Source organism: Kribbella sp. NPDC051620 (assembly GCF_044453825.1).
Classification (GTDB): domain Bacteria; phylum Actinomycetota; class Actinomycetes; order Propionibacteriales; family Kribbellaceae; genus Kribbella.
Map to the genome: position 1 here is coordinate 660,757 of NZ_JBITDB010000003.1, position 12,345 is coordinate 673,101.

The following is a 12,345-nucleotide window of genomic DNA, read 5'->3' on the forward strand; positions in this document are numbered from 1 at the left end:
GGAGCACTCAACTGTCTGTCCCTTCGCCTCGTTCGATGACCTTGCCGCCCATCGTGAGCCGCCCGGCAGCCTCGGCGAGCGGGGCGAGTCCATTGCACGGACCAGTCGATTGAGGCAGCCGCGCCACCTCCACAGACTCGACGACACCGGCAGTCCCACCGACAAGGAGCGAAGACCATGGGCGAGATCCTCGGCCTCGGCGTCACCCACTACCCGCCACTGAGCGGTGTCGACGACAACCTGACAGCGGTGTTCCGGGGTGCGCTGGCCGACCCACTGTTGCCGGCCGAGCTCAAGGACCCGGCGAATTGGCCTGAGCGCGCCCGCGCCGAGTGGAGCGACGACGAGGGCCGCGCGGCCGGTCGCTCGCACCGTGAGCAACTCCGCAAGGGCTTCCGCCGTACCCGCGAGGCCCTGGACGCCTTCCAGCCCGACGTGGTCCTGATCTGGGGTGACGACCAGTACGAGAACTTCCGCGAGGACGTCGTCCCGCCGTACGGCGTACTGGCCTATGACGACATGGTCGTGCATCCCTGGAAGCACGCCCACGACTCCAGCAACATGAAGGGCAAGCCGAACGTGTGGGGCGAGGGTCCCGACACCGAGCGACTGGTCCGCGGGCACCGCCCCTTCGCGAAGCAGCTGGTCGAGAACCTCCTCGACGACGGCTTCGACACCACCTACGCCTACCAGCCGCTGCACCACCCGTCGTTCGCACACGCGTTCCTCAACACCGTGCTCTACCTGGACTACGAGCGCACCGGCTTCGAATACCCGGTCGTCGCGTTCCCGATCAACTGCTACGGCCGCAAGGTGATCAGTTACAAAGGCGACATCACCCCACTCGGCGTCGAGCGCGAACTGGACCCACCGAGCCCGTCGCCGGCGCGCATCATGGCGCTCGGCGCGGCCGTCGCGCGGGCCTGCCTGGCCAGCCCGTACCGCGTCGCCCTGGTCGGCAGCTCCAGTTGGTCGCACAGCTTCCTGGTCGACTCGACGTTCCGGCTCTTCCCCGACTCGGCCGCGGACGAGCGGATGTACGACGCGCTGACCCAGGGCGACTACAAGGTCTGGCGCGAGACGTCGCTGGCCGACGCCGAGAAGTCCGGTCAGCAGGAACTGCTCAACTGGTGGGCGCTGCTGGGCGCGATGGACGAACTCGGCCGGACCCCGACCTGGAGCGACTTCGCGCCGTCCAACATCTTCGTCTCCAACAAGGTGTTCGCGGTGTACGAGCCGGGAGCGGGCAAGTGACCGCCGAGCACGTCGACGTCGCGGTCGTCGGGGCCGGCCCGGCCGGCCTGTTCGCCGGCTTCTACGCCGGTCTCCGCGGAATGCGGACCGCCTTCGTCGACTCCCTCGACGAACCCGGCGGGCAGGTCAGCGCGCTCTACCCGGAGAAGCTGATCCGCGACGTCGCCGGTTTCCCCGCGATCAAAGGCCGGGAACTCATCGCCCAACTGCTTGCCCAACTGGAGCCGTACGACCCGGTCTGGCGGCTCGGCAGTCCGGCGACCGTGCTGGCGGACAACGATGCGGGCTTCCGGCTCGCCACCGCCGACGGATCCGAGATTCTCGCCCGCGCAGTGGTGGTCACCGGCGGCGTCGGGACCTTCACGCCGCGGACCCTCGGCATCGGCGACGAGTACGTCGGCCGCGGGGTCACCTACTTCGTCAAGGACCCCGCAGCGCTCGCGGGCCGGCATCTGGTGATTGTCGGCGGCGGCGACTCGGCGTTCGACTGGGCCGACACGTTGGCCGAGGTGGCCGCGTCGGTCCGGCTCGTGCATCGGCGCGACCGGTTCCGGGCGCATCCGGACACCGTCGGGCGCGTCCTGGCCGACGACCGGGTCGACGTCCACACCAACAGCCGGCTGGTGAAGCTCGCCGGGCAGCCGCTCGAAGCGGTCACCATCGTCACCGCCGACGGTTCGGCCCGGACCGTACCGTGCGACCACGTAGTCGCGGCGCTCGGGTTCGTCGCCAACCTCGGACCGATCGAGGGCTGGGGACTCACCCTGGAGGACCGCCGGATCCGGGTCGATGCCAGCATGCGCACCAGCCGCCCCGGTGTCTTCGCGGCCGGTGACATCTGCACCTACCCAGGACGAGTGCCGCTGATCGCGGTCGGTTTCGGCGAGGCGGCCACCGCGGTCAACCACGCCGCGGCCTACATGGACCCGCACGCGGCGGTCTTCCCGGGCCACTCGACCGACGAGGCCGGCCTGGACCAGGTCCACTCGCTCGAGCCCGCCTGAACCGCATGCACCACGAGGAGGAGATCCCATGGCTTTCGTCATCACCGGCGCCTGTACCGACCTCCAGGACCGGTCGTGTCTCGAGGAGTGCCCGGTCGACTGCATCTACGAGGGCGATCGCAAGATGTACATCAACCCGATCGAGTGCATCGACTGCGGCGCCTGCGAGCAGGTGTGCCCGGTCGGGGCGGCCATCAACCAGGTGAAAGTGGCCGGGACCGAGGACGAGGTGCACATCGTCGACAACGCGGCCTTCTTCGAGACCGTGCTCCCCGGCCGCGACGCACCACTCGGTACGCCGGGAGGCGCGTCCCGGCTCGGCCGGATCGGCACCGACACGCCGCTCGTCACACAGGCCGGCTGACGGATCCATGGCACCGGGCGGAGCCGGTCGCGCAGCCTCCGTGCTGGTGCTGCTGACACCGCTCGTACCGCTGGCCCTGTTCGTCGCGCACCCGGTGCTGTCGGCCTCGCTGCTCTCGACGGCGGCCATCGCTGTGCACCAGCCGCGTCGCTTTCGCCGCACGTGGGCGGCAGTCGTCCGGGCGTACGCCGTCGCAGCGGTCGTCGCACTGCTCGCCGTGGCCGTTGGCGCTGCACTCGGCACGGACGCCTGGGTGCCGGCGACGGTCGCGGCGGGTGTGGTGCTGGTATCACGGAGTGGTCGCGTCCACCCGCCCACCGCGGGACTGCCGCTCGTTCTGGCGGGTAGCGGTGCGGCTCCGGCCGCTCTGGCAGCCACAGCGGCCGGGCTGGCCTACGTCCTGATGGGGTTGCGGCTCCTGTCTCGGCAATGGAGCGACGCGCGTCATTTGGTGCACGATGGAGGTCAGCGCGAGTCAGCTCGCCGGAGGATGGGGTACACGATGCGGATCAGTGCGAGCGAGACAGCCGCTGGTCGTGACACGGTCGGCCGCACCGCGCTGCTGCTCGAGGCGGTCTCCCAGCACCCCCTCGGGATCGGGCTGACCGAGCTCACTGCCGCGACCGGGATGAAGAAGGCGACCGTCCACCGGATCGCGGAGCGCCTCATCACGCACCAGCTGCTCCAGCGGACCCTGCACGGGTACCAGCTGGGCCTGCGGTTCTTCGAGTGGGCCCGCAATGTCCCGGTCAGCAGGATCTTGCGCACCGCCGCGATGCCGACGATGGCCGAGCTGTCCACCCGGACCGGTCTCACCGTCGAGCTGGCGGTCTGCTCCGGAACAGACGTGGTGATCGTCGAGCGGATCCCCGGCTCGGTGTCCGACACCTCGATGCTGCCCGACCGGCGCCCGGCACTGCACACGGCGCTCGGACTGGCGATCCTGGCCTTCAGCTCGCCGACGATGCTCGACCACGCACGCGAAAGCCTGCCGACCACGACTCCTCCCCTCGATCCGGCGACGCTGGACGCCGAACTGGCCGACGTACGCAGGCACCGGCTGGTCCGCGAGACCGGGCGGTACGACCCGCGGTGGGCCGTGGCCGCCGCTCCGGTCGTCGCGATGGCGTACCTCGGAACGGACGACTTCCCGGCCTGCGCCGTGATCGGCGTCATCGGCCCGGCCACCACCGCACACGTCGAACGAGCCGCGCCGCTGGTCCGCGACGCCGGCCTGGCGCTGTCGCGCCGGCTCAGTGTGCTGCCCTCCCACCCGGCGGAGGAGTGGCCCGTTCCCGTCGTACCGCGGAGCTGGGATCCGTGGCCGGTCGACCCAGTGGACCCGGCTCTGGAGTGATGGGGGTGCGGCGTCCGATCCTCTGACTCAGTCGTCCAGACAGGAGTCACAGATGGAGCTGCAACAGTTCTACATCGGCGGTCACTGGGTCAGGCCGAGTACTACGGAGGTCGTCACCGTCACGTCCGCGAGTACTGGCGAAGCCGTTGGCACGTACCCGGCCGCGACAGTGCAGGACGCGGACCGGGCCGTCGCCGCCGCCAGGGCCGCGTTCGACCGCCCCTACGGGTGGCGCACGTGGGCTCCGGAGGCTCGCGCCGAGGTGATGGAGCGGATGGCGGGCGAATTGCGTGCCCGCGGCAAGGACATCGCGCGCCTCGTCAGCATCCAGAACGGCATGCCGATCGCCATCTCGCAGCAGGTGGAGGCGGAGTTCCCGGCGCTGATGCTGGAGTACTACGCCGGCCTGGCGCGCCGCACGCCGGTCGAGGTCGAGCGAGACGCGCTGACCGGCGGCAAGACTCGGGTCCGGGTGGAGCCGATCGGCGTGGTCGTCGCCATCGTGCCGTGGAACTTCCCACAAGCGCTGGGGGCACAGAAGTACGCCCCGGCACTAGCGGCCGGCTGCACCGTCGTGATCAAGCCGTCCACCGAGACGGCGCTCGACAGCCAGTTGCTCGCCGAGGCGGCCGACGCCGCGGGACTGCCGCCGGGCGTGCTCAACATCGTGCCCGGCGACCGGAACGTCGGGATGCATCTGGTGGAGCATCCGGACGTCGACAAGGTCGCGTTCACCGGCTCAACCCGGGCGGGACGGGAGATCGGTGCCGCCTGCGGCCGGCTGATCCGCCCGGCGACGCTCGAACTGGGCGGCCGGTCGGCGGCGATCTTCCTCGACGACGCCGATCTGGACCTGAGCCGGGTCGGTGAGGCGCTGTTCGGGGCGACGCTGCTCAACAACGGCCAGACCTGCTTCCTGTCCACCCGGATCCTCGCGCCACGGTCGCGCCATCGTGAGGTGGTGGAGGCGCTCTCGGCGCTGGCGGGTTCGCTGGTGGTCGGTGACGCGCTCGAGCCGGCGACCCAGATCGGTCCGCTGGCGACCGCTGAGCACCGGACGCGGGTCGAGGAGTGCATCCGGCTCGGTCGGTCCGAGGGCGCGAAGCTCACTGCGGGCGGCGGCCGGCCCGAAGGAGTCGGCGGCGGATGGTTCGTCCAGCCGACCGTGTTCGACGAGGTCGACAACGGGTGGCGGATCGCGCGGGAGGAGATCTTCGGACCGGTGCTGACCGTCACCGTCTACGACGACGAAGCCGAGGCGGTCCGGCTGGCCAACGACTCCCCGTACGGGCTGGCTGGGACGGTGTGGTCGGCCGACCGGGAGCACGCGAATGCGGTAGCCCGGGAGCTCAGGACCGGTTCGGTCGGCATCAACGGATACCTCCCCGACCTGGCCGCGCCGTTCGGGGGCTTCAAGTCGAGCGGCATCGGTCGGGAGCTCGGGCCCGAGGGGTTGAGTGGATACCAACTGACGAAGTCGATCTACCAGTTCTAAAGTTGAAGAATTCAACCACTTCTTCACGCGATGGGAATCGAAACGTGCACGAACAGCTCGAAGAGGCCGATCTGGCGCTCATCCACGCGCTTCAAATCTGGCCCCGGGCCGGCTGGAGTGCGCTGGCAACCATCTTGGACAGCTCCGCGTCCGCGCTGGCCAATCGATGGACGCGGCTGCGGCAGAGTCGATTGGCCTGGGTGTACGCGTACCCCCTGGGCGGAGTCGCCCCGGGAAGCAGCCAACTCGCGATCATCGAACTGGACTGCACGCCGGCCGCCGTCGATGAGGTGGCCGAGCGCCTGGAGAACTTGCCCTACGTTCGCGGACTGGAGTACGCCGCCCGCGGCCGGCATCTGATGCTGATCATCAGTGCACCGTCGTTCACCCGGATGTCCGAACTCATCATCGACGAACTGGCCCGCACTCCCGGCGTCGCATCGATCCGGTCGCACTTGGGGACTCAGATGCACGTCGAGGGCAGGCAATGGCGTCTCGACTCGCTGGATCCCGGCCAGCGGGCAGCGATCCAGGCAGCTGCCCGGCTCACCCAGCACCACCACCGGGGCGGCCCTCCGGTGGATATCGAGTCGTCGACCTACGCTCCGCTCGTGATGGCCCTCGGCAAGGACGGCCGCGCCACCGCCACCGAGATCGCCGACCGCATCGGCCGCCCGGCCTCCACCGTCCGACGGCAGCTGACCCGCCTGTTCAAGGCCGGAGCACTGGCCATGCGCTGCGAGGTGTCGCAACTGCACACCCGCTGGCCGGTCAGCGTCAGCTGGTGGTGCCGCGTCCCCACCGCCCTTCTGCCATCCATCGCGGACAAGATGCGCGCCGAGCCGCGGGTCCGGATGTGCATGTCACTCACCGGCCCGGCCAACTTCGTCGTGTTCGCCTGGACCTCCGACCTGACCGACCTCATGAAGCTGCAGGGAACTCTGGAAGATCTGCTGCCGGCAGGCGGAGTGATCGACACGTCGGTCACGCTCCGGACCAGGAAACGAGCCGGCTGGCTGCTGTCCGCCGACGGCAGGCTCGACCAGCGCGATGACTGACCGCGCATCCTCGATCGATCCTGCCGAGGATCCTTGCCGACTCGGTCGCTTCCATCACTGAATCTGGAATTCTGAGCGAATCGAACGACTTGGCCCACCCCGCTGGATGGCGATCTTAGATTCATTCGACCAGCGGGGTCGCCTGATCGGAGTCGTTCATGACCGGCCAATCCACCACAGAACCTTCGCGCTCACCAGACCAGGACACCACCGGCCGGTACCAGGCCACGGTGACTGTCCTCGTCCTCGTCGAACTACTCAGCGGCCTCGTCCAGGGCACTACTCCAGCGCTCGTGCCCCAGCTGGGCAAGGAGCTCGGCATCTCGCCGGCTGACCTCAGCTTGATCGCGTCGGTCAATCTCCTCTCGGCCGCGATCAGTGTGCCGATCATCGGCCGGCTCGGTGACATGTACGGGCATCGCCGGATGATGCGGATCGCGCTCCTGCTCGCACTCACCGGCGCCGCGCTGTTCGCGTTCGGGCCCAACTTCGGTGTCATGCTCGTCGGGCAGGCATTTCTCGGCGCGCTGGCCGGCGTACTCCCGCTCGAACTCGGGATCGTACGCAGCCGGATCCAAGGACCGAGGGCCCGAAGCGCGGTCGGTTTCCTCTTCGCAACCGTGATGCTCGGCGGTGTCGCCGGATTCGTCGTAGCCGGCGTTGCTCACTCGTCCCTCGGAAGCGCCCGCTCGGCGCTGGTGATTCCGGTGGTGCTGTTGGCCATTGCGGTGCTGCTGTCCGTCCTGTTCGTGCCGGACAGCAGCGTTCGCGCGGTCCGGGCGATCGACTGGGCGGGCGCTGCCACGCTCAGCGGTGGACTGCTCCTTCTGCTGTGGACGGTCAGTGGAGCAAGGGAGCGTTCACCGCTGGTCACCGTCCTTCTGCTCGGCGGAGCGGCAGCCCTGCTGACTGCATGGGCCCGGATCGAGTTGCGTGTCGAGCATCCGATGGTCGACGTCCGCACGCTCGTGCAGCCGCAACTGCTGCGGTTCTACCTGGCCAGCCTGCTGCTCGGCGTCGGCTTGATCGGATCCCAGACCATCGGCCTCACCTTCCTCGCCGCCGATCGCACCATCGCCGGCTACGGCCTCGATCTCACACCGGAGCGAGCGATCCCGGTGCTCGTCGGCGCCGGTGTCTGCGGTGTGCTCGGCGCCGCGCTGATGGGGGTGATCTGCCGCACCTTCGGCACCGCTCGAACGGTCGTCGTGAGCATCTGTCTGGAAGTGGTCGTGAACCTCGTTTTCGTTGTCCACCACGATTCTCTGGCCCTGTTCATGATCGTGACACCGATCGCCGCGTTCGGCAGTTCACTCGCGTTCTCGTCGATCCTGGCGCTGATCACCGAACGTAGCGACGGCACCAAGGTCGCCATGGCGACTGGGATGTACAACACGCTCAGAGCACTGGGCGGCAGTCTCGGCGCGGCGGTGTTCGCCTTCGTGCTGTCAACCCTCAGGCAGCCCGGGAGCACGCTGCCCACCGAGGGCGCCTACATCACGTCGTGGTTCATCTGCGCGGCCTGCGGCACCGCCGCCGCCCTCTTTGTCGTCCTCCTCGGACGCACAACCCGAGTCGGAGAAGCCAACTGATGACAAGCACCATCCCGCATACCGCCGCTGTGATCACCGAAGAGGACATCTGCGTCCCCATGCGTGATGGCACCTCGCTGCGGGCGGATCTGTGGCGACCGGATGTCAGCAGACCGGTGCCGGTGCTGGTCTCCCGTACGCCCTACGACCCGATCATCGCGCATGCCGCTCTCCAGCCGGACCGGCTCGCGGCCGAAGGGTTCGCCGTACTCGTACAGAGCTGCCGTGGCCGCTTCGGTTCCGAAGGATCCTGGTCCTACATCCACTCCGAAGTAGAGGACGGCTACGACACCGTCGAATGGGCCGCGCTCCAGACATGGTCCAACGGACGGGTCGGCATGTTTGGTCAGTCCTATGGCGGCAACGCGCAATGGCTGGCAGCGCAGGCCACCCCACCGCACCTTGAAGTGATCGCGCCTGAAGCATGCGCTGCCGACTATTGGGAGGGCACCTTCGACTCGGGCGGCACCTTCCGCCTCGCACTCCGGATCGGCTGGACCGCCCACGTAATCGCGGAGATGGCCGAGGAATGGGGCATCCAGGATCCCCAGCTCCGAGAGCTCAGCCGGGTGACCCACGAGGTACAGAGGGCCGGCCGGCAGGACGACCCCGCAGTCCTCGACACAGCACGGGCTCAGGCAAAGGCCGCTATGGAGGCAGTCTTCCGCACCCGGCCGCTGCGCGACAACCCGCTCTGGCACGGCCGCGCAAGCTGGCTCGACGAGGCCTTCGACCACGAGTCCCGCTACGACTCGACCTGGTTGCGAACCAATCCGACCAGCCACTACAGCGCAATCGACCTGCCCGCGCTGCACGTGGGCAGTTGGTACGACATCCATCTGGGTGCCACCCTGCGGCACTACACCGGCATGCGCAGGCAGGCGCCGTCCGAACGAGCACGCCAAGCCCAGCGCCTCGTCATCGGCCCCTGGGACCACTGGCACCCCGCAGCCAGCGCAGTCGGCGAACTGGACTTCGGCCCCGCTGCATCAATCGACATCACCCAGCAACGCGCGGATTGGTTCCGGCGCTGGCTACACGACGAACCCGTTACAGAGCAGGCACCGGTACGGATCTTCGTGATGGGCGAGAACAGATGGCGCGACGAGCAGGAATGGCCCCCGGCCCGGGTCCAGTACACCTCCTGGTACCTCCATCAGGACGGGCTTCTCAGCGACCGGCGCCCGCCCTCGGATGACGGCACCGATTACTTCACCTATGACCCACGCAACCCCGTACCCACCAGAGGCGGTCGCCTGCTCGGCAGCGGCGGAGAGCTGCCCGGGCCGGTCGACCAGCGCGAGAACGGCGATCGGGCCGACGTCCTGACGTACCTCTCCGACCCGTTGCCCGCAGCAACCGAACTCACCGGCCCGGTGACGGTCGATCTCTGGGCCTCCACCGATGCCCCGGATACCGACTTCACCGCAATCCTCGTCGATGTCCATCCCGACGGGCGAGCGTTCAACCTGTGCGAAGGCGCGATCCGTGCTCGGCACGCTGTGCCGAGCACCCCACTGCGTCCGGGCGCCGTCTACCTCTTCCACATCGATCTGGCCGCGACCAGCGTGGTACTGGCACCGGGTCACCGGATCGGCCTCTACATCTCCTCCAGCTGCTTCCCCGAATGGGAACCGAACCCGAACACCGGCAACCCCCTGGGCACCGACACCGAGGCCGACCTTCGCGTTGCCCAGCAGGCCATCCACCGCGATCACCGGCATCCCAGCCGAATCATCCTCCCGATGATTCCTCGCTGACCACGAGACGCGGTATGTGGAGTGCGAGCAGACGGAAACTCATCCCTTTGCCATGTGTGTCGATCGCCACGGAAGTGGTCACGCCACCGTCCAGGGAGTTCCGGCAGACGAACTGCAGAGCAGGCAGCAGTGGCAGCTCGAACCGTGTCACGCCGCCGTTGACGAGATCAGCAAAGTGATCGTGGACCCGGTCAGCAGTGAGCCACCGGGCCAGCCATGCGTAGTCCGCGTCGTCGTACGGAATCACCGTGATCGTGGAGGTGTCGCCCTTGTCACCGGCGCGGGCATGGGCGATGTCATGCAGTCGCATCTACTGCTCCGGTCTCCAAGATGGTCGTCTCGGGCCGGACGGCATCTCGGTGCACGAAGGTCGAGACGATGCCTATCACCTCGGTGGTGCTGGTGCGTACGCCGCCACCTCCGGCTGGTCCGTTCGTGTACAGCGCCTCCACCTCGTGGCATACGTCGCCCGCGCGCTCCGCGTCGCCGAGTGCTGCGACGCGCAGCCGGCAGTGACGATCACGGTCATGGTGCTCATCCCGGCCGCCTGGTGGCATCGAGCCGATCAAGTCGAATCGAAGCTCGATCCCGGTACCGCGAAGCCGGTCTGCCACGACCTCGCCGGCCAGCCGAGCGCGTGCTTCCGCGTTGGGACCTACGTAGGAGATCTCCGCCTCAGCGCGGTAGCCGGCCTGATAACCCACACTCACCTTCAACTGGTCGGGCCGCGGCCGACCGACAGCTCCTTGGACAACCACTCGATCTTCGGCACTTTCGCGGACTGTGACGCTGCGAAGATCCAGCTCCACGTCCGGGGTCAGGTAGGACCCTGGGTCGGTGACCTCGTAGAGCAATTGCTCAACGACAGTGCGCCGGGTGAGCGACCCTCCGGTTCCAGGGAGCTTGCCCAGCTCGGTCGAGGTGTCCGATGCCACCTCCGCGAAGGGAAATCCGAGGTCTGCCAGCCGATGCACGTCCTTGTGGCCAGGGTCTGCGAAGTATCCTCCGGTCAACTGCCCCGCGCACTCGAGCAGATGGCCGACCAGGGTTCCGGACGCCATCTGGGTCCAATCTGTGAGGTCCCACCCAAGTCGGTGGGCGAGCGGCGCGAGAAAGAGCGAGGGATCGGCGACGCGCCCCGTGATGATCACCTCGGCGCCCCGCTCGAGGGCCGGGAAGAGAGCGACCGCCCCGAGGTAGGCGTTGGCGGAGATCACCTCGCCGTGATCTCCGAGTGGACGGCCATCCTCGAGCGCCGGCGAGTCCAAGTCGATGAGAGCCAGCACGTCGTCGCCCGTCAGGACGCCCACCTTCAGGTCCAGCCCCTCGCCACGGGCGATCTGCACAGCCACGTCTCCGGCTCCCAGCGGGTTGGCCGCACCCATGTTCGTGATCAGCCGAACCCCCTGCCGGTGGGCCACCGGGATCAGTGCCTGAAGCCTTCGGACGAGCAGCGGGTCGTACCCCTGCGCGGGGTCGTGCCTTCGCCGTTTGTGCCCCAGTGCGATCGTGCGTTCGGCGAGGCACTCCAGTACGAGGTCGTCGAGGCCGGCCGATTCGACGAGGGCGACGGCGGGCTCGATCCGGTCTCCCGAGAACCCCGCCCCGCCACCGATCCTGGCCTTCTTGGAAATCATGCTGCTCTCCTGACTCCTCAGAAGGGCTGGGTGCCGTGCTCGCGCATGTAGGCGGCGTAGGGAGCCGCACTGAGCACGCCACCGTCGACCGCGTGCACGCTGCCCGTGATGAAGCCGGCGTCGTCCGAGGCAACGAACGCGACGAACTTGGCGATGTCGTCCAGCCGGCCGAGGCGCGGAGTCGCGTGGTGCCGCTCCATCGTTTCCAGCCACGGGGACCCGTGGAGTGCCTCGCGTGCTCGATCGGTCAAGGTTATGCCCGGCATGACCGCCACACAGCGGATGTTCTGCTTGCCGTAGCGAGCGGCGACAGAACGCGTCATCGAGTTGAGTCCGGCCTTGGAGGCGCCGTAGGCGAAGCGGGTGGGCTCACCGATCACTGCGGAACCAGAGGAGATGTTCACGATGACCCCGCCCCCGGTGTCGATCATGATGGGGATGGCGTACTTGCATCCCAGCATCGGGCCACGCAGGTTCACCGCCATCGTGAGGTCCCACAGGTCGGTGTCCATGACAGTCAGATCGTCGTCCTGCTGAGAGGCGACGGTGGCCGCGGCGTTGTTCTGCAGGATGTCGAGGCGACCGAACCGGGTGATCGCCTCTGCGATCATCGCTTCGACGTCCTTCTCGACCTGCACGTCGACCTGGAGGCCGTAAGCGGCAGCCCCGGTACTGGCGATCTCCGCCGCACGTTTCTGCGCTGCCTCACCGTCGATGTCAGCGAGCAGGACGGCTACGCCCCGGCTCGCGAACTCGGCGGCACAGGCGGCGCCGATACCACCACCGGCGCCGGTGACAACTGCCACTTTTCCCTGCATGTGTGT

General features: G+C 68.2%; 11 protein-coding genes. 8 read left to right on the plus strand and 3 right to left on the minus strand.

Annotated features, from left to right (window positions below; translation table 11 throughout):
* Window positions 1–177: 177 nt before the first annotated feature.
* The 8 genes from ACIA12_RS16115 to ACIA12_RS16150 all read left to right on the plus strand — a co-directional run bounded on the left by ACIA12_RS16115 (window position 178) and on the right by ACIA12_RS16150 (window position 9,884).
* Window positions 178–1,254 carry an extradiol ring-cleavage dioxygenase gene (locus ACIA12_RS16115; protein WP_396367742.1) on the plus strand — a complete coding sequence of 359 codons (1,077 nt, stop codon included), beginning with the start codon at window positions 178–180 and terminating at the stop codon, window positions 1,252–1,254.
* Entirely contained in the window at window positions 1,251–2,258 is a 1,008-nt protein-coding gene (locus ACIA12_RS16120) for an NAD(P)/FAD-dependent oxidoreductase (RefSeq protein ID WP_396367743.1), read from the plus strand. The genes ACIA12_RS16115 and ACIA12_RS16120 overlap by 4 nt, the downstream gene beginning before the upstream one ends.
* Window positions 2,259–2,286: 28 nt before the next feature.
* On the plus strand, window positions 2,287–2,622 hold the full coding sequence (locus ACIA12_RS16125) for an indolepyruvate ferredoxin oxidoreductase subunit alpha (RefSeq protein WP_396367744.1): 336 nt from the start codon (window positions 2,287–2,289) through the stop codon (window positions 2,620–2,622).
* Between the two features lie 46 nt (window positions 2,623–2,668).
* Window positions 2,669–3,979, plus strand: coding sequence for an IclR family transcriptional regulator (locus ACIA12_RS16130; RefSeq protein ID WP_396367745.1), 1,311 nt, complete (start codon window positions 2,669–2,671; stop codon window positions 3,977–3,979).
* A gap of 52 nt (window positions 3,980–4,031) precedes the next feature.
* Complete coding sequence (locus ACIA12_RS16135) at window positions 4,032–5,474, plus strand: aldehyde dehydrogenase (protein ID WP_396367746.1); 1,443 nt, start codon at window positions 4,032–4,034, stop codon at window positions 5,472–5,474.
* Window positions 5,475–5,518: 44 nt separating this feature from the next.
* The gene (locus ACIA12_RS16140; RefSeq protein ID WP_396367747.1) at window positions 5,519–6,532 is read left to right on the plus strand and encodes an Lrp/AsnC family transcriptional regulator; all 1,014 of its coding nucleotides are present in this window, start codon (window positions 5,519–5,521) and stop codon (window positions 6,530–6,532) included.
* 158 nt (window positions 6,533–6,690) lie between these two features.
* On the plus strand, window positions 6,691–8,124 hold the full coding sequence (locus ACIA12_RS16145; RefSeq protein ID WP_396367748.1) for an MFS transporter: 1,434 nt from the start codon (window positions 6,691–6,693) through the stop codon (window positions 8,122–8,124).
* Complete coding sequence (locus ACIA12_RS16150; protein WP_396367749.1) at window positions 8,124–9,884, plus strand: CocE/NonD family hydrolase; 1,761 nt, start codon at window positions 8,124–8,126, stop codon at window positions 9,882–9,884. Before ACIA12_RS16145 ends, ACIA12_RS16150 begins: the two co-directional genes overlap by 1 nt.
* On the opposite strand, the gene ACIA12_RS16155 is transcribed toward ACIA12_RS16150, so the two are convergent.
* The 3 genes from ACIA12_RS16155 to ACIA12_RS16165 are packed head-to-tail and all read right to left on the minus strand — an operon-like array spanning window position 9,859 to window position 12,339.
* On the minus strand, window positions 9,859–10,194 hold the full coding sequence (locus tag ACIA12_RS16155) for a hypothetical protein (RefSeq protein WP_396367750.1): 336 nt from the start codon (window positions 10,192–10,194) through the stop codon (window positions 9,859–9,861). The two genes, ACIA12_RS16150 and ACIA12_RS16155, sit on opposite strands and share 26 nt — an antisense overlap.
* Window positions 10,181–11,521: an acyclic terpene utilization AtuA family protein gene (locus ACIA12_RS16160; RefSeq protein ID WP_396367751.1), complete on the minus strand. Its 1,341-nt coding sequence runs from the start codon at window positions 11,519–11,521 to the stop codon at window positions 10,181–10,183. Before ACIA12_RS16160 ends, ACIA12_RS16155 begins: the two co-directional genes overlap by 14 nt.
* Window positions 11,522–11,538: 17 nt before the next feature.
* Window positions 11,539–12,339, minus strand: a complete 801-nt coding sequence (locus ACIA12_RS16165) for an SDR family NAD(P)-dependent oxidoreductase (RefSeq protein WP_396367752.1) — start codon at window positions 12,337–12,339, stop codon at window positions 11,539–11,541.
* Window positions 12,340–12,345: the final 6 nt, after the last annotated feature.